17 protein-coding genes and 4 tRNA genes are annotated in these 19,613 nt (G+C 37.4%); 12 read left to right on the top strand and 9 right to left on the bottom strand.

What is annotated here, in order from left to right; genetic code table 11:
* Positions 1 to 210 precede the first annotated feature (210 nt).
* The 9 genes from H4J39_RS18320 (at position 211) to H4J39_RS18360 (ending at position 6,389) form a co-directional block, all read left to right on the top strand.
* The gene (locus H4J39_RS18320; protein WP_182229766.1) at positions 211 to 939 is read left to right on the top strand and encodes a DUF599 domain-containing protein; all 729 of its coding nucleotides are present in this window, start codon (positions 211 to 213) and stop codon (positions 937 to 939) included.
* Positions 939 to 1,454: a DUF2919 family protein gene (locus tag H4J39_RS18325; RefSeq protein WP_182229767.1), complete on the top strand. Its 516-nt coding sequence runs from the start codon at positions 939 to 941 to the stop codon at positions 1,452 to 1,454. The genes H4J39_RS18320 and H4J39_RS18325 overlap by 1 nt, the downstream gene beginning before the upstream one ends.
* The gene (gene dnaQ, locus H4J39_RS18330) at positions 1,451 to 2,179 is read left to right on the top strand and encodes a DNA polymerase III subunit epsilon (RefSeq protein WP_182229768.1); all 729 of its coding nucleotides are present in this window, start codon (positions 1,451 to 1,453) and stop codon (positions 2,177 to 2,179) included. The genes H4J39_RS18325 and dnaQ overlap by 4 nt, the downstream gene beginning before the upstream one ends.
* A gap of 44 nt (positions 2,180 to 2,223) precedes the next feature.
* Positions 2,224 to 3,492 (top strand): TIGR03503 family protein, encoded by a 1,269-nt coding sequence (locus H4J39_RS18335; protein WP_182229769.1) that lies wholly within the window; start codon positions 2,224 to 2,226, stop codon positions 3,490 to 3,492.
* 170 nt (positions 3,493 to 3,662) lie between these two features.
* Positions 3,663 to 3,739: transfer RNA gene (locus H4J39_RS18340), tRNA-Asp, on the top strand.
* A gap of 52 nt (positions 3,740 to 3,791) precedes the next feature.
* Positions 3,792 to 3,868: transfer RNA gene (locus tag H4J39_RS18345), tRNA-Asp, on the top strand.
* A gap of 147 nt (positions 3,869 to 4,015) precedes the next feature.
* Positions 4,016 to 4,092 (top strand) — tRNA-Asp (locus H4J39_RS18350).
* Between the two features lie 129 nt (positions 4,093 to 4,221).
* Positions 4,222 to 4,298, top strand: a tRNA-Asp gene (locus tag H4J39_RS18355).
* Positions 4,299 to 4,568: 270 nt separating this feature from the next.
* The gene (locus tag H4J39_RS18360) at positions 4,569 to 6,389 is read left to right on the top strand and encodes an acyl-CoA dehydrogenase C-terminal domain-containing protein (protein ID WP_182229770.1); all 1,821 of its coding nucleotides are present in this window, start codon (positions 4,569 to 4,571) and stop codon (positions 6,387 to 6,389) included.
* Positions 6,390 to 6,548: 159 nt separating this feature from the next.
* Here the strand turns inward: H4J39_RS18360 and H4J39_RS18365 are convergent, their stop codons facing one another.
* The 3 genes from H4J39_RS18365 to fadE form a co-directional block, all read right to left on the bottom strand.
* Positions 6,549 to 7,916 carry an aldehyde dehydrogenase family protein gene (locus H4J39_RS18365; protein WP_182229771.1) on the bottom strand — a complete coding sequence of 456 codons (1,368 nt, stop codon included), beginning with the start codon at positions 7,914 to 7,916 and terminating at the stop codon, positions 6,549 to 6,551.
* 126 nt (positions 7,917 to 8,042) lie between these two features.
* Positions 8,043 to 8,711, bottom strand: coding sequence for a TetR/AcrR family transcriptional regulator (locus H4J39_RS18370; protein ID WP_182229772.1), 669 nt, complete (start codon positions 8,709 to 8,711; stop codon positions 8,043 to 8,045).
* A gap of 248 nt (positions 8,712 to 8,959) precedes the next feature.
* Positions 8,960 to 11,389 (bottom strand): acyl-CoA dehydrogenase FadE, encoded by a 2,430-nt coding sequence (fadE, locus tag H4J39_RS18375; RefSeq protein ID WP_182229773.1) that lies wholly within the window; start codon positions 11,387 to 11,389, stop codon positions 8,960 to 8,962.
* Between the two features lie 157 nt (positions 11,390 to 11,546).
* Between fadE and H4J39_RS18380 the strand changes: the two genes are divergently transcribed.
* Positions 11,547 to 12,365 (top strand): class II glutamine amidotransferase, encoded by an 819-nt coding sequence (locus H4J39_RS18380; protein ID WP_182229774.1) that lies wholly within the window; start codon positions 11,547 to 11,549, stop codon positions 12,363 to 12,365.
* On the opposite strand, the gene H4J39_RS18385 is transcribed toward H4J39_RS18380, so the two are convergent.
* From H4J39_RS18385 to purM, 3 genes are read right to left on the bottom strand one after another with little or no spacing between them, the layout of a single operon-like run.
* Entirely contained in the window at positions 12,343 to 13,083 is a 741-nt protein-coding gene (locus H4J39_RS18385; protein WP_182229775.1) for a DUF3108 domain-containing protein, read from the bottom strand. The genes H4J39_RS18380 and H4J39_RS18385 overlap by 23 nt on opposite strands.
* A gap of 34 nt (positions 13,084 to 13,117) precedes the next feature.
* The gene (gene purN / locus H4J39_RS18390) at positions 13,118 to 13,789 is read right to left on the bottom strand and encodes a phosphoribosylglycinamide formyltransferase (RefSeq protein WP_182229776.1); all 672 of its coding nucleotides are present in this window, start codon (positions 13,787 to 13,789) and stop codon (positions 13,118 to 13,120) included.
* Positions 13,790 to 13,793: 4 nt separating this feature from the next.
* Positions 13,794 to 14,840, bottom strand: a complete 1,047-nt coding sequence (purM, locus tag H4J39_RS18395) for a phosphoribosylformylglycinamidine cyclo-ligase (RefSeq protein ID WP_182229777.1) — start codon at positions 14,838 to 14,840, stop codon at positions 13,794 to 13,796.
* A gap of 159 nt (positions 14,841 to 14,999) precedes the next feature.
* On the opposite strand from purM, the gene H4J39_RS18400 reads away from it, so the two are divergent.
* Positions 15,000 to 16,172: a DUF2066 domain-containing protein gene (locus H4J39_RS18400; protein ID WP_182229778.1), complete on the top strand. Its 1,173-nt coding sequence runs from the start codon at positions 15,000 to 15,002 to the stop codon at positions 16,170 to 16,172.
* A complete protein-coding gene (gene hda, locus H4J39_RS18405; protein WP_182229779.1) occupies positions 16,172 to 16,888 on the top strand; it encodes a DnaA regulatory inactivator Hda in 717 nt (238 codons plus the stop codon). Before H4J39_RS18400 ends, hda begins: the two co-directional genes overlap by 1 nt.
* Here the strand turns inward: hda and H4J39_RS18410 are convergent.
* From H4J39_RS18410 to arsC, 3 genes are read right to left on the bottom strand one after another with little or no spacing between them, the layout of a single operon-like run.
* Complete coding sequence (locus H4J39_RS18410) at positions 16,880 to 18,733, bottom strand: hypothetical protein (protein ID WP_182229780.1); 1,854 nt, start codon at positions 18,731 to 18,733, stop codon at positions 16,880 to 16,882. The genes hda and H4J39_RS18410 overlap by 9 nt on opposite strands.
* A gap of 53 nt (positions 18,734 to 18,786) precedes the next feature.
* Positions 18,787 to 19,185: a DUF2069 domain-containing protein gene (locus H4J39_RS18415; protein ID WP_182229781.1), complete on the bottom strand. Its 399-nt coding sequence runs from the start codon at positions 19,183 to 19,185 to the stop codon at positions 18,787 to 18,789.
* Positions 19,186 to 19,239: 54 nt separating this feature from the next.
* Positions 19,240 to 19,578, bottom strand: coding sequence for an arsenate reductase (glutaredoxin) (gene arsC, locus H4J39_RS18420; RefSeq protein ID WP_182229782.1), 339 nt, complete (start codon positions 19,576 to 19,578; stop codon positions 19,240 to 19,242).
* Positions 19,579 to 19,613 lie beyond the last annotated feature (35 nt).

Below are 19,613 nucleotides of genomic sequence, written 5' to 3' on the forward strand. Positions count from 1 at the left end.
AATTTTGAACATAAACTTAGGCTATAGATTTAAGGGCGATGGTGAAGAAAGTTACACTTTGTGTCAAAGGAATTACGATAACTGGGGTAAGGAATAAGATTAATGGTTTTTTCTAACATCTTTTGTATAGTTAAATGCGCGTAAATTTAGCTCGAATCTATAAAAATTCTGCTGCATAATAGAAATACCGTTATTTATATTCTAACTATTATGCCATTTACTCTACTCGATATTCTTGCTTTTCTATGCTTCGTAACCTGTTGGATTGGTTACACTTGGTTTGCTCGTATTAAAGCAAAAAACACTAATTGCATCGCTCGATGTTTACATCAACACAGAATTCATTGGATGAATGAGTTAATGACTCGTGATATTCGTGTTGGCGACGCTGCATTACTAGCAAATTTAGAGCGAAATATTGCTTTTTTTGCCTCAACAACCTTACTTGTTTTAGCGGGGGTGTTAACCTTATTTGCACAAGTTGAACGATTAGAAGCAGTTATTGGCTCAATTCCATTAGCTGATTTTCCAAATCATGCGGCAATACAATTAAAATTAGGTGTTTTAGCTTTTATCTTTATTATGTCATTTTTCCAATTTACCTGGTCGATGCGTCAGTATGGCTTCTTAAATGTCATGATTGGCGCTGCGCCTTATGATAAGTCGGGTATGGATGAAAACTTACGTGCCTATGCCAAAGAAATGGCGATTGTTCAAGACCAAGCTGCACACTCCTATAATTATGGTTTGCGCTCTTATTATTTTTCTATTGCAGCGATGTGTTGGTTTTTTCATCCCATTTTATTTATTTTCGCCAGTTTATTTGTTGTATTTACATTATATGACCGTGAATTTAGATCTAGAGCGGTAAAGGCGATCACCTCCGGTCAAGAATATCTAAGGATAGAGCAAACGAAAAAATCTCGGTTAAAGTATTAATGAATAGACATAACTACTCTGCTTATTCGGTACAAGATTTTGACCACTATGATTGTTTAAAAATATCGAAGTGGGTGTATCTCTCTTTGATTTTTATTTTACGCGGTTATGTCGTTTGGTTGATGTCGGTAACCAATATGAAAGACCGTGTGGGTATTATCCAATGGATATACCCCGAGACTTCATTATTTTACCTAAGTTTAGGCTCTGGTGCTTTAGGGATCTTTATTGTTATTGTGTTGAGCTTACGTAGACCTAAAGCGAAGAGCTGGGTTAAACGTTCTTGGCTGCATGTTAAAGGTATTCTCACTCTAGCCTTACTGTTTGATTTGATTATCTGCTTAGTGGCTTTCTTTTATTGGCATTTATTGTCGCTAACCTGGTTAATTACTCAGGCTATTATTGTTGGAGGACTTATAATCATATTAAATAGTAGTAAAAAATTTATGATTAATATCGCTGAATTCCCTGAGCCACTTCCCGAAAAGAAAAAAAAGGTTATTAAATTACCATGAGTATTGAACAAGACGTACAACCTGATGAACGATTAATCATTCTTGATACCGAAACTACAGGTATTAATCCAAGGGAAGGGCACCGAATTGTTGAAGTAGGCTGTGTTGAAATGATCAACCGTCAGTTAACTGGCCGCAGCTTTCATGTTTATATTAATCCCTTGTTTGAAATGGAACAGGAAGTTATTAATATTCACGGGTTAACCAATGATTTTCTTCGTGATAAACCTTTGTTTACGCAAGTTGCTGATGAGTTTATTGAATTTATTAAAGGTGCTCGCCTTGTTATTCATAATGCTAAGTTCGATATTGGCTTTATGGATAATGAATTTGCTTTACTTAAGCGCAACATCCCTAATACACGCGACATGTGTACAGTCATAGATACCTTACATGTCTCTAAAGATGAATTTGGCTCACCAAAAACACTTGATTATTTAGCGCGCTTTTATCGTGTTGATAAATTAGTTGACCGCACTTATCACGGCGCATTAGTTGATGCTCAGCTTTTAGCTTTTGTTTATATAGAGATGACGCGTAAGCAGTCTGTCTTGAACTTATCAGCAGGAAGTGAGTCGGGTGAGGACAGTAATGCCATTCGGCGTTTATCTTCACAGAGAACAAAATTAAAGGTTATTCAAGCTTCTGCCGATGAACTCATTAAGCATGATGAAAGATTAGCGGTAGTTGCTAATAAAGGGAGCGAACCGATATGGCCCAAATAGGTCAAAATAAACTTTTCATATTCATATCCATCGTTTGTATTTTCATGTCTGTAAAAAGTTATGGACAACAAACCCAGGTGGATTATTACAAGTCAGATAACATTACTAATCAAATTCCTTATTTTGACAATCGCTTTAAAATAGATGCGTTGCTTGAGGAAATAACACTTCTTTTTTATCGACGCAGTGGTACGCCACCGATTATTCTGGTGCGACCTGATGGTACAAAAATTAAAATTAATAATTTACCTAAAGATAAAATTACTTGGTTTGACGATCGCACCTTTGATTTAATAACAATTAAAAATCCTATGCCGGGTCCTTGGCAAGCGATTGGCGATATTTTACCTGGCAGTCATATTATGGTCGTTACTGAGGTCACCATTAAAGTTGACCCTTTACCTGAAGTAATACTTTCGGGGGAAACGTTGAAAGTTGAAGGACACCTTTATAATGGCGAACAGGCTATTGATGACCCATTATTTCGTGATGTACTTAATCTAAATGTCGATTTTTTTAGTACCAATAATTCGGCGTTTGATAATTTTGGCGCTGAGCCCATTAAAATAGCCCAGTTTCGTGATGATGGTCGTGATTTAGATGAATATGCTAATGATGGTGTGTTTACTGGGGAATTTGAACTTGATTTTGCTCCCGGTGAATGGCTACCTATTTATTATGTTGAAATGCCGATGGCAACAAGAGAGTTACGACAAAAACCGATCATATTGCAAAAGACCCCCATTAAAATATCTGTCGACACCGCTGGTGAAGTAGGGAAGTCACATAACGTTACTTTTACTATTGACCCTACCTTTGTTGACCCTGACAGTGTGTTGTTTCAAGGGAAAGTTACTTTTCCTGACCGCCAAGTCGATCCGTTTTCTCTTATGGAAGGTAAAGGCACCTCTCGTGTTTATGAGATTGCTTATACAGAATCGGGTGTTCACCGTATAGCGGTGAATGTTTTTGGTAAAACTATTAATGGACGTGAATTTCGTTTGGTGTTGCCTGAGTTTACGTTTAATGCAGAAAGTAAGAGTGGTTTGTTAATGCCAACGCTCGACATTAATGGTGAAGTTACTTCCGCTAGCTTAGAAACTGGTGACGGCGTTATCACTGATAAAATTAAACAGGCAGAAGAGAATGCAAAAAAATTAGCGATTGAATTAGAAGAAGCAAAAAAAGCGCAAAAAATGGCAGCAAAAGAAAAAGAACAGCAAACTTATATAATAATTGGCGTTGCAAACGTAGGAATTGTCTTAATTGCGTTGTTATTTTATTTTGTATCTCGTCGTAAAAAGCAGAAATAACGGTGGATAGTTAAATAAATACAGTGGTTTTTGAATGTAATTCCCGCGTATTGTTCATCAAACGTGCATACGGTTAATTATATTAAAAAAGTGGTTGACTGCTCTCCATCTTAACCGTATTATCTCCGCCGCATTCAACGACTTGTTGACGAATGCAGTGATTATGCAGCGGAGTGGTAGTTCAGTTGGTTAGAATACCGGCCTGTCACGCCGGGGGTCGCGGGTTCGAGTCCCGTCCACTCCGCCAACTAATCAAGGTTAAGCACCTAGTTTTACTAAACGTTTAAAAACAATATAGCGGAGTGGTAGTTCAGTTGGTTAGAATACCGGCCTGTCACGCCGGGGGTCGCGGGTTCGAGTCCCGTCCACTCCGCCAACATTGTTTTAAGTTATATTTTGATTGTATTATTTTTAAAAGGCGTGACATCTTTTATTAATAAGTATCAAAAATAGTAAGGCGGTTTGAGTCCCGTATGCTTAGTCTTTATGGCACGGCAGTTAATCTCAAAGTAAGCAATATAGCGGAGTGGTAGTTCAGTTGGTTAGAATACCGGCCTGTCACGCCGGGGGTCGCGGGTTCGAGTCCCGTCCACTCCGCCAACATTGTTTAACGGTTAAAGTTCCGTATAAAAATTTAGGTGGCAATATAACCCAGTTGTGGTTCAGTTGTTATCGCGGGTTTTGAGTCCTGTCTACTTACAGTAGTAAACTTAAAGAAAACAATACAGCGGAGTGGTAGTTCAGTTGGTTAGAATACCGGCCTGTCACGCCGGGGGTCGCGGGTTCGAGTCCCGTCCACTCCGCCAACATTGTTTTTCACATTCTGTATATCTCTTATATGCAGAAAAAACTTTAAAACTTTAAAACTTTAAAACTTCAAAACTTCAAAACTTCAAAACTTCAAAACTAATTTTCTTACGTTATTCTGTTCAATAAATTCCGTTATCTTCTACACTTAAGCCCTATTTCTTAATATATAAGTATTTATTAGTAAAAAAACAGTGGTATGACCAGTTGTTTTTCTGTTATATTCGAAAGAAGTTAAATAAATAGTTTAAAAAGCATTGGAGAGATACATGCTCAGTTATAAAGCACCGCTCACAGACATGAAATTTTTATTTGAAGATGTCTTTAATTATTATGACCACTATAAGCAGTATCCAGAATTTGAAGAAGCGACACCTGACTTGGTTGATGCGATATTCCAAGAGTGTGCAAAATTCTGTGAAAATGAATTGTTACCTATTAATCAAAGTGGCGACAAAGAAGGTTGTACTTTTGATAATGGTAAAGTAACGACACCTAAAGGCTTTAAAGAAGCTTATAAGAAATATGTTGAAGGTGGATGGCAGAGTTTGTCTCATCCCATTGAACATGGCGGACAAGGCCTTCCTGCTTCTTTAGGCATGGTAAAGTCAGAGATGATGGGCACGGCAAACTGGTCGTGGGCTATGTATCCTGGTTTAAGCCATGGTGCAATGGATACCGTGCAACTTCATGGTACAAAACAACAGAAAGAAATATATTTAACTAAACTTACCGAAGGTACTTGGACAGGCACTATGTGTTTAACTGAACCACAATGTGGTACAGATTTAGGCCAAGTAAAAACCAAAGCTGAGCCAAACGATGATGGTACGTTTAACATCACTGGCACCAAAATATTTATTTCAGCGGGTGAACACGACTTAACTGAAAATATAGTTCATATTGTTTTAGCAAGATTACCTAATGCACCGAAAGGTACTCGTGGTATCTCATTGTTTATCGTACCTAAAATGCAGGTTGATGAGCAGGGTAATGTTGGTGAAAGTAATAATGTTGTCTGTGGTTCAATTGAAGAAAAAATGGGTATTAAAGGTTCAGCTACTGCTGTCTTAAACTTTGATAACGCGAAAGGTGTTCTCATAGGTGAAGAAAATAAAGGTTTACTATGTATGTTTACCTTTATGAATACAGCACGAGTTGGTACAGCGTTACAAGGTATTTGTGCGGCTGAACTTGCATACCAAAACTCTTTGATTTACGCAAAAGAACGTTTGTCTATGCGTTCATTAACCGGTACTAAGAACCCTGATCTAGTTGCTGACCCTATTATTGTTCACCCTGATGTTCGTAAAATGTTAATGACTCAAAAAGCGATCACTGAAGGTGGCCGTGCAATGATTTATTATACGGCGAAGTTGGTTGATGACATTCAAATGTTAAAAGATGATAAGCAACGCCGAAAAGCAGATAATCGCTTAGGTTTTATTACGCCAATTTTAAAAGCATTTTTAACAGAATTAGGTTCTGAAAGTGCTAATCATGGTTTACAAATATTTGGCGGACATGGCTACATTAAAGAGTGGGGCATGGAGCAAATTGTTCGTGATACGCGTATTTCTACTTTATATGAAGGAACAACGGGTATTCAGGCGCTTGATTTGCTTGGTCGTAAAATATTATTGAATCGTGGTAAGTATTTAAAACATTTTACTATGGAAATTCTAAGCTTTTGTAAAGACAAGAGTATGATTTCGAGTAACCCTCATAAGCGTCAAATGAATAAGTTTATTTGGCCATTGAGTAAAGCTGTCGCTAGCTGGCAGAAAAACACCGTAAGTTTAGCCATTAAGGCAAAGAAAAACCGTGACGTGATAGGCTCTGCATCGGTTGATTACTTAATGTTTTCTGGTTACGTTGTAATGGCATACTTCTGGGCTCAAATGGCGCAAGCGGCTTATGAAAAGCTCGCTACAGATGTTGAAAATAGAGACTTCTACCGTGCAAAAATTAAAACGGCAGAGTTTTACTTTGAACGTATGTTACCAAGAACTAAATCATTATCTGTAACAATGATGGCTGATCCTAAAACGTTAATGCAATTAGATGAAGAGTTATTATCGTTTTTGTAAAACTTAGCTTTTGATCATATAGTCAATAAAAAACCTTTTACAGTATTCTGTAAAAGGTTTTTATCTTTTGGATGAAATATAAATATCTCCTAGGCTAGCAATAAAAATTTATCAATTTTTTGGCAACATCATTCTCCGAGGAAATATTAAGATGGATCTTTATCGGATAAAACGCAAAAATTTAAGTTTCCATTGGGAATAAGGGGCAAAACGTACTGGTAAATCTTTTAGAAACGGTCTTTTTAGCACCGATTTTAAATGACTAAAGTTATCAAACCCTGCTTTACCACTGTATTGTCCTATGCCGCTAGGGCCAGTACCACCAAAGGGTAAGTCAGGTACTGCATTGAACATAATGACATCATTAATACACTGACTACCTGAACTTATTTCATTTATCCATTGCTCTATTTGATCATTGTTACGGCTGAAAATATAAGCAGAAAGCGGTTTTTCACGTTGTTTAACAAATGATTTGGCTTCATCAAAATCGGCAATAGTGACGATAGGTAAAATAGCGCCAAATATCTCTTCTGTCATTAAAGGACTATCTAAAGATGGGTTAATAATGATGGTTGGTGCTATGTAGCAACTTTCAATGTCGCTTTCACCACCCGCAATTACTTCGCCATCAGTGAAGTAAGAAGCAATACGCTGGCAATGACGTTGATTAATAATGCGGCCATAACTTTTGCTGGTTTTAGGGTTTTCACCAAACATTGATATTATTTGTTCTTTTAAGGCAAGTGTTAACGGTTCAAGCAGACTTTCTTTTACTAATAAATAATCAGGAGCAATACAGGTTTGTCCTGCATTCATCCATTTACCCCAAGCTATGCGTTGTGCTGTTATTTTTAAATCGGCACTTTCGTCGACATAAACGGGGCTTTTTCCGCCAAGCTCTAATGTTACAGGCGTTAAGTTTTTTGCTGCAGCTGCCATCACAATACGAGCAACTTGACCATTACCAGTATACATAATGTGATCAAAAGATAAGGTGAGTAGTTCGGTTGTTTCTGTTACACCTCCTTCAACCACACTGACTGCCTTATTGTCTAAATATTGAGGAACGAGCTTGCTAATAAGTGCAGCCATGGCAGGAGCAAGTTCTGACGGTTTAAGCACTGCACAATTACCGGCAGCAATAACAGCAATTAAAGGAGCAAGCACTAATTGAAGGGGATAATTCCATGCGCCAATAATTAATACTGTACCTTGTGGCTCTGGTTTAATAAAAGACTTACCAGGTTGTGCAACTATAGGTGTACTGACACGTGTGGGTTTTGCCCAACTATTGAGGTGCTTGCAGACGTGATCAACATCACTCGTTACATACGATATTTCAGTGATCCATGCTTCGAGTGTCGGTTTTGCCAGGTCCTCTTGCAACGCTTTTAAGAGTTGAGCTTCATTTTCAATAACAAGTCTTTTTATTGCTTGTAATTGTTGTTTACGCCATGAAATATCCCGAGTGATATTTGTATCAAAATACTGATGATGTTTCGTGATAATTGCATTGTAAGCCATGGGTAACCTTAATGTTGATAGTGGGTCTTATAGTTTTATTGGTACGACCAGATAAAACTAATTTACATCAATATCTACATTTGTACAAAGCTAATCAAAGAGTTTTCTCGCTAAGTGAAAAATTGCTTAGCCTTTCAAGTTCATTATGTTGCCAATAACCCGGATAACCGTTGCGTGAATGTTTTGAAATGCTAATACTTCTGATGGTATGGCTAGGTTGCGATATTGGAGCTGTGTGAAGACCGTTAGCATAATATCAGCATCAATTTGAGCATCGCGCACATTAAAAAATTCACATAAGCGAATAAATGGGGCGAGTAATGTTTCTCGATGCATTTCAGCTAAGGCATGTAATTGTGGGCTAACTTGAACTTCAGAGAATAATAATTGTTGTACAGTAAGCTCTACGGGAGAGTTAATAATACTTTTTATTAATTGTTGAGTGATCATATCTGAAAGTCTTTCACGTAAATTTTCTTTTTCACTTACTTTACGTAAAGCTGTTTTATTTATACCCGATAATAAATCAATAGCGGGCTGCCAAGCTAAACTTGTTTTCGCTGTTATTTGTGAAGAACACAGTGTAAATGCTTGATGAACTAATTCTTGTATATCTTTAAAATAATAGGTTGTAAGTGAGAGTTGAATATTTGCATGGTTAGCAATAGCACGATGTGTAGTACCTTTTATGCCATTTTTTGCTAACACTTCAGTTGCTGATTGTAATATTAGTAAACGAGTTTGTTCACCTTTGCTCCGTCGTTTTACTGTGGGGCTTTCCTTAGTCAAAAACATATTATTTAAGTCGTATAATTCTAATTAACATAAATTTAACTTATTTTTAAGGGAAATTCAATCTACTAACGAAGAATATCGTAATATGGGGGTTATCAATAGGGGGAATAAAAGGAAAAATTATAAATAGTAGGGGGTATTAATAAAAAAGCCCAATAGAAAATTGGGCTCATATATACGGTATAAAAATCATGATCACCTACATTTAGGCCATCATGGTCACATCAAGGTTAACCCATGATAATAACTTAAAGACTCGACGTCTTTGCTCTAAGCTCTTTTGAATCAAAATCATCAACATCAATAGCTGCTTTTCTACCTAATTCAGCTTTGCATAATAACTCTGCTTCTACTTTATTAATTGCATTAGCGTCTAAGCCTTTTTGGGCAACTTCATCAAGTTTGTAAAAAGGTAGATCAACGCTTATAGCCTGACAAACCTTTTTAAATATAGGTTCACACGCAATAATGTCTTCTAAAGTTTGCTCAAGTTGCCCTAAAACATTTTCTGGCTCTCGAGTTAAATATTGACCTTGTCCTAAACGCTCACGCGCTTTACAGGGGGTTTGCAATATTTGTGCAACTTTATGGTCGGTTATATCAGAGGGTTTGTTTAACCATGTCCCTATTGGGAAAATCATCGCTCTAAGGAAAATAGCGACTATTTTATTGGGGAAATTACTGATTAACGCATCAATAGCTTGTTGTGTTTCATACAAGCTATCTTCAACAGCCCATTGTAGTAGAGGTAAGTCTTCTTGCTGACGGCCTTCGTCGTTGTAACGCTTTAAGCTTGCTGAAGCCAAGTATAAATGGCTGAGAACATCACCTAAACGTGCTGAAATTCTTTCTTTTCGTTTTAAGTCTCCACCCAATGTTAGCATTGAGATGTCTGATAACATCGCTAAGTTACTACTAAAGCGAGTAAGTAGTTGATAGTAGCGAGAAGTTTGATCACGAAAAGGTGTTCTTAGTAGTCGTGCCCCCGTTATTGAAAACCATATGCTGCGAACCACATTACTAATAGCGAAGCCGATATGGCCAAATAAGGCATAATCAAATTCTTTTAGTGCGATTTCATCATCTGTTTGATTTGCTGCTTCTAATTCAGCTAATACGTAAGGGTGACAACGGATAGCTCCTTGGCCATAAATAATTAAGCTACGTGTTAAAATATTTGCACCTTCAACGGTTATTGCAATTGGTGCACCTTGATAACCGCGAGCAAGATAATTACCTTCACCCATGCAAATACCTTTACCACCATGAATGTCCATTGCATCATTGACACATACGCGCATTTTTTCAGTTAAATGGTATTTGGCGATTGCAGAGATAACAGAAGGCTTCTCACCTAAATCGATCGCTCCTGTAGACATCGTTGTTACTGCATCCATTAAGTAAGCATTACCACCAATTCGAGCAAGTGGTTCTTCAATGCCCTCCATTTTACCAATCGGTAATTTAAACTGACGACGAATGCGGCTGTAAGCACCTGTAGCAAGTGCTATAGACTTGATGCCACCTGCGCTATTAGACGGTAGTGTAATAGCACGACCAACAGATAAGCACTCCATTAACATGCGCCAGCCTTGACCGGCCATTTCAGCGCCACCGATAATAAAGTCAAGTGGGACAAAGACACCGTTACCTTGAGTAGGACCATTTTGAAAAGGGACATTTAATGGGAAATGTCGACGACCACAAATAACACCGTCAAGGTCTGTTGGGATCAATGCACAAGTAATACCTAAGTCGACCGTATCGCCAAGTAAATTATCAGGGTCTTTAAGCTTAAAAGCTAAGCCAAGTACCGTGGCAATAGGAGCTAACGTTATATAACGTTTGTCCCAAGTTAATCTCATACCAAGTACTTCTTTACCTTCAAATTCTCCGTGACAAACAATACCTTCATCTGGTATCGCACCAGCATCTGAACCAGCTTCTGGACTTGTCAGTGCAAAACAAGGAATTTCATCACCAACCGCTAAACGAGGAAGGTAGTAGTCTTGTTGTTCTTTTGTGCCGTACAGTTGTAACAATTCACCAGGGCCTAAAGAGTTAGGTACCCCAACAGTACTTGCTAAAACGGCACTGACACCTGATAGTTTTTGTAAAACTCGAGATTGTGCATAGGCGCAGAATTCTAAACCACCATATTTCTTTTTGATAATCATCGCAAAGAACTTATTATCTTTTAAAAACTGCCAAACTTCGGGGGATAAATCAGCATCTACATGTGTAGTTTGCCAATCATTAGTCATTTTACAAACTTCTTCTACAGGACCATTTAAAAAGCTTTGCTCTTCAACACTTAAACGTGGTGCATCATAATTATGAAGCTTTTTCCAATCAGGATTACCACGAAACAGTTCAGCCTCAAACCAAGTGGTACCAGCATCTATGGCTTCTTGCTCAGTTTTAGACATTTGCGGCATAATAGATCTGAAAATTTTGAGCAGAGGTTGACTAATATACTGCTTTCTAAAGTCAGAGATATTGAGGGGAAGGGCAATAAGTGCAAATATTATCCAACTAAAAAATGACAGTGCGTCAAATATAGTGCCAAGCGCCATTAATGCTGCAAAACTTAAAGTAAACGTTGAGAGCGAAGCGCGGGTGTATGCCATAAAACCCGTTAAGATAATGGCATAAATGAACCAAGTAAATTGTTCCATTAATTTTCCTTTTTTTAAATAAAAACCTCACGATAAAAATAAAGAGGTCTGACCATTCTTTTAGCTTAAATCTATGTTCAATAAATTACAAATATATTTATCGTTGTCCCCTTATTTATAGGATAATAACCACAATTATCTATTCGGAAATTAATTTATGTGTGAACTATTGGCCATGAGTGCAAACGTACCCACTGATATTTGTTTTAGCTTTAGCGGGTTAATGCAGCGTGGTGGTAACACAGGGCCTCATAAAGATGGCTGGGGAATTACTTTCTATGAAGGGAAAGGTTGCCGTAGTTTTAAAGATCCATTACCGAGTGCGCAATCGCCTATTGCTCAATTAGTGACAAGCTACCCAATAAAAAGTGAAGCGGTTATTTGTCATATTCGCCAAGCTAACTCAGGGGGGATTTCCTTGGAGAATACGCATCCATTTACTCGTCAAATGTGGGGAAGACATTGGACTTATGCGCATAATGGCCAGTTAAAGAATGTTAAAGAGGAACTCCCAGTTAAGTTGCATATCCCTGTTGGCGCAACCGACAGCGAGCACGCTTTTTGTTGGATTTTAGATCAACTTCATTTCAAGTTTGCTGATAAAGAGCCACCAGCGGTGGAATTGTTTCAATATATTGCTCTGCTAAGTGTGAGAATAAATACTCTGGGTGTTTTTAATGTCAACATTACGAATGGCGAGTATCTATTTGCTTATTGTGCCAATAACTTACATTGGATCACTCGAAGAGCTCCTTTTGGTAAAGCGAGTTTGATTGATGCAGAAGTGGTCATTAATTTCACAGAAGAAACCACAGAAAGTGATGTTGTCAGTGTGATTGCTACGCAACCATTAACCAATAATGAAACATGGCACAAGATGACAAAAGGGCAATGGCATTTATTTTGTTTAGGTGAATCTATTGCTTCAGGACAAGAGCTGTTAAGTACTGAAGTTAATGCACTTCAAGGGAAGTAAGTTGTGCATCAAATTGTTCAACATCAGATTTTATTTGTTGTATTTTAACCAGTAAGTAATTTAGCTCCGGAGCGAACCATGCGTAAGTTACCTTTTTCTTTTCAATGACTTCTCTTTTCAATCGGATGGCTTTTACCATACCAAAGGGAAGCATTAATTCATCTTCGCCATCATACTGATAAACATAATTCTTTATTTTCCCTGAATGGCTGATCACGGGGTAAACAAAAAGTTTTTGTTCGGGGTGTTGAATTAAGTTTAAGCGGTTTTGTAAATGATAACTGAGCTTGTCTTGAATATTACTAGGAAAATCAACGGCTATCTCTGTATTGTCTTTGAGGTTTTTAGCGAGGTTGTCAGCAATGTTATATTGCCAAACATAGCTTTTATCTGGTCCTGTACCTTCTCGTTGAAAGTCATATTGCACAGGAGTGACTTTATGAAGGTCTATATTTACTAAGGAGACTTCTTGACGGTTATCTGAAAATATTAACCACTCAATATCTGTTTTATAGCTATATTTAGCATGTTCTGGTGATATATATTCTAGTGTTCTTGAAGCAGAGCCGACAATGTCAGCTGAGCGTATAAGGTTATATTTTGCAGTAAAAGGCTGAATAACATGTTGTTCTGTATTTATATTAGTTGCATCGTTTGCGAAAACTAAATTGCTTCCAGCGATTAATACTAGAGCAATACCACATAATTTATTCAGCATTTATTTACCTATAACTCATCATTTAATATTTTATTTAATCACTCGCATAACCAGAAGCAGGGAGTGCATTACCTTCAAAAAGTACTGTGTCATTGTGCATAGAAATACGCTGATTACAACACCATTTTACCACTAAAGGATAAATTCTATGTTCTTGTTCGTGAACTCTAAGTGCCAGATCATCAGCGGTATCACCTTCAAAAATTGGTACTTTTGCTTGTAATATTACGGGACCACCATCGAGTTCTTCTGTAACATAATGCACACTAACACCATGCTCTTTATCACCGGCATCAATAGCACGTTGGTGCGTATGTAAACCTTGGTATTTAGGTAATAAAGAAGGATGAATGTTGATTAACTTACCCTGGTAATGCTGTACAAACTGTGGTGTTAATATTCTCATAAAACCAGCTAAAACAACAACATCAGCCTGGTATAAATCAATTTGCTTGATTAAGGCTTGGTCGTAAACTTCTCTACTGTCAAAGTCTTTATGAGACAGCACACAATGGTCTATGCTTGCATTTTTAGCACGAGTTAAGCCATAAGCGTCTGCTTTATTTGAAATAACCCCAACAACTTTTCCTGGATAATCAGCAGATTTACAGGCGTCTATAATCGCCTGTAAATTTGTGCCGCCACCAGAAATTAACACAACAATATTACTTGATAAATTGCAGGTTTGTATGTTCTTTGATGGCATAAAATTAACCTTTATTGATCACTACTTGCTCAGCGCCAGTTTGCATATCTGCAATTTCGCCAATGTGCCATGCGTTTTCACCATGAGCGGATAAAATTTCAATACTTTTTGCAAGATCTTCTGCAGGAACAACGATGATCATACCAACACCACAGTTGAAGGTACGGTACATTTCGTGCGTCGTAATGTTACCTTTCTCTTGTAGCCAATTGAAAATTTCAGGCCACTGCCAGCTGTTACCGTCAATAATAGCTTGTGCACTTTCTGGAAGTACGCGTGGAATATTTTCCCAAAAGCCACCACCTGTAATATGTGATAAAGCATGTATATCAACTTCTTTATGCAATTCTAAAACAGATTTTACATAAATTTTGGTTGGTTCAATCAAATGGTCACCAATTGATTTGCCATTTAATAACTCATTAGTATCTGTTTTGTTTACTTCTAATACCTTACGAATTAATGAGAAACCATTTGAATGTGCACCAGAAGACGCTAAAGCAATTAATTGGTCACCTGAAGCTACTTTTGTGCCGTCAATTAAACGTGACTTTTCCGCGATACCGACACAAAAACCCGCGATGTCGTAATCACCTTTGTGGTACATACCTGGCATTTCAGCTGTTTCACCGCCAACTAAAGCACAGTTTGATAAAACACAGCCATCAGCAATACCAGCAACAACTGCTGACGCAATATCAACATCAAGCTTGTCTGTTGCATAATAATCTAAAAAGAATAAAGGCTCAGCACCTTGTACAATGAGATCATTTACACACATAGCTACTAAATCGATACCAACCGTGTCATGTTTCTTTAAATCAATAGCCAAGCGTAACTTTGTACCTACACCATCTGTTCCCGCAACCATTACAGGTTCTTTATAACCAGTTGGTATTCGGCATACAGAGCCAAAACCGCCTAAACCACTCATCACTTCAGGACGAGTTGTACGTTTTACCGCACCTTTAATGTTTTCTACTAGGGCGTTACCTGCATCTATATCAACGCCAGCATCTTTATAGCTTAGAGACTGTTTTTGTTCGCTCACGGGGGAAACCTCAATTAATTAGCATAAGAACTTTAATGGCGCATTCTACCAGCGCAATGGCGTGGTGAAAATCTTTATAATAAATTATTTTTTATTAGTATTTAAATTGATTAACACTATGATAAGATCTTACACATAAAAATGGTCAACTTAAATAATATGTTTAGATATTTCATTGTATTAGTTGTTGCTTTAAGTCTTTTCTTTGCTTCAGTGCAGGCTCCGGCTGTCGAAGTTAAAAACTTATACAACGCAAAGGTTATAGTAAGCTCACAAACCAACTCAGAGCAAAAGCGTGCATTGAAACAAGCAATGGGCGCCGTTGTGCTAAAAGTTGGTGGTCAACAAGCACTACTATCAAACTCAACGATAAAAGAAGGCCTAAGAAATTACAGTCGATATGTTGTTAAATATCGTTATCAACGTAACGCTGATAAGACTGAACTTTTAGTTACCTTTGATGAAAGTAAAATTAATCAGCTGTTTGAACAAGCAAGTGCACCAATATGGGGAAGTTTACGGCCTCAAATTTTATTATGGCTCGTTGAAGAGAATGGTTTGCAGCGAACGACCATATCTAATGTAACGCATTCATCTTTTTCTGATAATACGTCTTCACCAATAACTTACAATTTACCTATAACGGTCGAACAATTTTCTACACTTAGAGGGTTACCTATTTTAATGCCGTTAATGGATTTAACGGATGTCAATAATATCTCGACTTTTGATGTGTGGGGACGATTTGCCGCACAAGTCCAAGCAGGCTCACAACGTTATAATCCAGAATCTATTATTATTATTCGTCTATCAAACAGTAGTTTATTGCCACAAAAAGACAATTCTGAGCAAGTTAACGATTGTTTACTATGTCCAAAAGAGACACAGCAATATGCACTAGACTGGAGTTTTATTGCCGATGCCCAAGGTTACAATCGAGATCAAATTGGCGCACAAATCTTTGGTGATATTAGCTATGGCAATTCCCCTGATGAATTATTACAAGAAGCACTTTCGCTTATTAGTGATCAAATTTATCAAAAATATGCTCTAAATAGTGATGTTGATAATAATTATATTATTGATGTTGCCAATATCTCATCATTGCAAAGTTTCATTGAAGTTGAACGATTTCTTGAGCAATTATCATCTGTTAAGTCAGTTAAGTTAATCAATGCTTCAGGCGATAATCGTCGTTTTGAATTAGCATTAAAGAGTTCAGGGCAAGCATTTCTCGCTTCATTAAAACTGAATAAGCAATTAGATCGTTTTGTTGACCCACTTGCTGAAAAAGTGGTTGATGCGATACCTGTTTTTTATTGGAAGCCATAGTGAAAGTCACTTCTCAATTAACCTTGTCCGTTCAATTACCCGATGATGAAACCTTTTCAAGTTTTCAAAGTATTGCTAATTACTCTGCAACTGAACAGTTAAAGTCATTTATCAAAGCTGGCAACCATGTTGTTGAATCAGCGCATGTTAATAGTTTTTATTTGTTTGGTTTGTCTGGGGTAGGTAAATCACATTTGTTACATGCCAGTTGTACTTTTGCCGAAAAATTGGGGTTGTCATCAGTTTGTTTATCTTTTTCTGAATTAAAACAGTTGTCGGTTGAAGTGTTAGACGGTTTAGAAAATATTGATTTAATTTGCCTCGACGATGTGCAATTAATTGCAGGTGACAAACTTTGGCAACGGGCGGTTTTTGATTTATTTAATCGCGTTATCGAGCAGAACAAGCGTTTAATCATTACGGGTGACCAGAGTGTGTCACAGTTGAAATTAGGTTTAGCGGACCTCGTTTCGCGATTGTCATGGGGGATGACAGAGCAAATAAAGCCCCTCGATGACGAAGAAAAATTAATCGCGTTAAAGTTTAGAGCGCAGCAGCGCGGTTTATTATTAACAGATGAAGTTGCTAAGTATTTACTCAGTCACTTATCACGTGAAATGAGTCACTTGATCTTAGCTTTAGGGGAGCTTGACGAAGCTTCAATAAGAGAACAGCGTAAAATCACTATTCCATTCATTAAAGCTATCTTATTTTAAAGGGCTTGGTTTTTCATAAAACTCATGTTGAATAAAGCGTCTTTCTGTTTTCTTAGCTGAAACCTTTTTTAGTGCTGACGGCTCTGTTATAAAAGGGCTGATGGTTAGATTATCATCCCAACTTTCTCCCACATTCATCATGATAGGGCTAGGTAAATTTCCCACTAGGCTTTGTACATCAGCTACTTCAGGTAAAATATGACTTACCGCATATAATACGCGAGGTTTAATATTTTCTTCACCAATGCGTCCTCGTTGTCCCCAGTTTACGATATAACGTTCAGTCGTGTTTTTAGGGGCGTTGGTTATGGCTACATCTCGGCTAATACCAAAACGAGTTTGCATCATAAAACCGTCAAAAAGCATGGCGTAATCTTCACGAATACTTGAGTAGTTATAAAATTGAGGGGCACTTTCACGACTAAAAAATGTGCTGACATCATTAGGCTGATAAGCTTTTTGGGTGTCTGTTGCGTCCACACCATGAAAGCGAACTTGCGCTAAAGCTAACATTTCATCACCGAACAATGGTAGTGCACTTTTAAGTTGATCTGATTTAAATCCAGTGTCGTCAGATATGCGTTGTGCTACAGATAAAATCGGTTCATTTCTGTCTAAACTTGACCAATCACTACTAGGGAAAAAGTCGTTTGCATGAGCAAGTTCATGGTACATTAAAGCGGTTAAACTATATAAAACATCCTCTGGTTCTCGAGTCGATCGGACATTCTCAGAAAAATAATTTGTGGTGTAATTGTTGTTTTTTACATAACGCCATGGCATTGCAAAATTGAGATCACGACCAAAGGATGCTCTATAATCTGGTGCCTGATTTATCGTGTCACGTTCGTCGGGGGTTAACCAAAAATAGTTAGCATCTAAGTGAATAGCGCCACTGACCACCCAGTAATATGAAGGCCTGATATCATAAGAAATAACAATGGCGGTATTGGCTCTGAGTAAGTTTTTGAAATCATTGTTTGGATCAAAATTTTCAAGAAATGCCTTAAACCTTTCTCCCATCCAATAATGAGAAACGACTACTCGATCCATTATGTCGTCAATTGTCGGTGTGGTTGTATCGTGGGCAATTAAAGGTAGGGTATCAAACGAGCAGGTTTTATTAAAATTTATTTTGTTGCTATAAACACAATCAACAAGTACATCGGCATAAGCAGAGTTTTTAACGAACGGGAATACACGGGCTAAACGTTCGGTATAAGCGGTATCTTTTGATTCGGTATCTATTAGCGCTGCGTTTTCAACAAGAATAGCTACTTTGTCGCTATAAGCTCCAGAAGTAACGGTAAATTCTAATAAGGTATCTTTAGTGACCTCTGGCGCATTAAAGAATACAACATAATCACCATTAGTTTCTTCTGCCGTAAAATTAACCTCAGGTCCAGAGGTTTGCTGCCAAACTAAAGTATCTGCTGAAAGTTCGCTTGATATTGAAGCCCTTAATGAAACTTTACTGCCTTCTAGAGTGGCATGGCCTAAACGAGCAGAAATTTGGCTTTGTTCACTTAATACCGCAATAGAATGAGTCAGGTTTTCTTTGCTACCATCAGCAAGTTCAAATGAAACATTAAAGCTATATGTTCCTGCAACGTTAGGCGTAAAAGCGATAACCTTGCTTGTGTAGGCTAAAAAATTAACAGGCTCGCCAGCTGTTTGCGTCCAAATAATATTCGTAACATTACTTGTCGGCGCAAAAAAAACCAACTCTACTGCTTGAGCTACTCTTACCTCATTGTCCGTTGTAACAATTTTAGTTGATTCACTATTATTGTTACAAGCAAATAAAAGAGGGATTAGTATTACAATAGAGAGAATTTTTTTCACTGTTAATCCTTAAATAGAAACGCTATTTGTTCAATAGCGTTACCGCAAATGAGTTACGTTTTATCTTTTTCTTTTCTGATGCTCAAGCCGAGTTCCTGACCTCTATATTTAGCGTAATAACTACCACCAATAAACATAGTTGTTGCAAATATCAGCTCTAACGACGCCCATATTAGGTCTTCTGGAGATACCCATAACGTCGTTAAACTGTGTAAAAAATAAATCATCACAACAAAACTTGACCAAGCATAAGTATATGGATTACCAGCAAGAAGCCCTTTCAATGGAAATAAAAGTGGCACGGTAAATAAACATAAACTTAATATGGGTGACAAGCCTTGTGAAGGGTTTAAATAAAGCAGCCAAAGAGGCATAAAAAACAATAAAGAAAAATATCCACTTAAAGTGATTTTTTTTAGGGTTGGAGTTGATAATCGCTGTGTTTTATTCATGAAAGTTATCCTGTTGACGAGACATTTACCGCCAACATATTAAAGAGAGTTAAATTAAAAGAGTGTGAGTACGTTTTCAGGAGGACGACCAATGATTGCTTTCGTCTGCGTAGTCACAATCGGGCGTTCAATGAGCTTAGGCGTATTTATCATTGCTGTTATTAGCTGTTCATCAGAAGCACCCGCTAAGTTTTGTTCTTTAAACTCTTTCTCTTTAGTGCGCATCATTTCGATAGGTGAAACATTTAAACGTGATAAAAGTAATTTGATGGTAGATTCATCTAGGGGTGTTTTTAAATATTCTACAATACAAACCTCTTGATTATTTTCTTCAATCAACGTCAAGGTTTGACGGCTTTTTGAACAACGAGGGTTGTGATAAATAGTTAACATGTTTTAATCTCAATAGCGTAAAAAAATAAATAATT

Source organism: Colwellia sp. Bg11-12 (genome assembly GCF_014076955.1).
Taxonomy (GTDB): Bacteria; Pseudomonadota; Gammaproteobacteria; order Enterobacterales; family Alteromonadaceae; genus Colwellia_A.

What these genes read in the sequence shown, in the direction of transcription:
- H4J39_RS18320 (WP_182229766.1), top strand. Translation starts at nt 211, where the DNA reads ATGCCATTTACTCTACTCGATATTCTTGCTTTTCTATGCTTCGTAACC.
- H4J39_RS18325 (WP_182229767.1), top strand. Translation starts at nt 939, where the DNA reads ATGAATAGACATAACTACTCTGCTTATTCGGTACAAGATTTTGACCAC.
- dnaQ (WP_182229768.1), top strand. Translation starts at nt 1,451, where the DNA reads ATGAGTATTGAACAAGACGTACAACCTGATGAACGATTAATCATTCTT.
- H4J39_RS18335 (WP_182229769.1), top strand. Translation starts at nt 2,224, where the DNA reads ATGTCTGTAAAAAGTTATGGACAACAAACCCAGGTGGATTATTACAAG.
- H4J39_RS18360 (WP_182229770.1), top strand. Translation starts at nt 4,569, where the DNA reads ATGCTCAGTTATAAAGCACCGCTCACAGACATGAAATTTTTATTTGAA.
- H4J39_RS18365 (WP_182229771.1), bottom strand. Translation starts at nt 7,916, where the DNA reads ATGGCTTACAATGCAATTATCACGAAACATCATCAGTATTTTGATACA.
- H4J39_RS18370 (WP_182229772.1), bottom strand. Translation starts at nt 8,711, where the DNA reads ATGTTTTTGACTAAGGAAAGCCCCACAGTAAAACGACGGAGCAAAGGT.
- fadE (WP_182229773.1), bottom strand. Translation starts at nt 11,389, where the DNA reads ATGGAACAATTTACTTGGTTCATTTATGCCATTATCTTAACGGGTTTT.
- H4J39_RS18380 (WP_182229774.1), top strand. Translation starts at nt 11,547, where the DNA reads ATGTGTGAACTATTGGCCATGAGTGCAAACGTACCCACTGATATTTGT.
- H4J39_RS18385 (WP_182229775.1), bottom strand. Translation starts at nt 13,083, where the DNA reads ATGCTGAATAAATTATGTGGTATTGCTCTAGTATTAATCGCTGGAAGC.
- purN (WP_182229776.1), bottom strand. Translation starts at nt 13,789, where the DNA reads ATGCCATCAAAGAACATACAAACCTGCAATTTATCAAGTAATATTGTT.
- H4J39_RS18400 (WP_182229778.1), top strand. Translation starts at nt 15,000, where the DNA reads ATGTTTAGATATTTCATTGTATTAGTTGTTGCTTTAAGTCTTTTCTTT.
- H4J39_RS18415 (WP_182229781.1), bottom strand. Translation starts at nt 19,185, where the DNA reads ATGAATAAAACACAGCGATTATCAACTCCAACCCTAAAAAAAATCACT.
- arsC (WP_182229782.1), bottom strand. Translation starts at nt 19,578, where the DNA reads ATGTTAACTATTTATCACAACCCTCGTTGTTCAAAAAGCCGTCAAACC.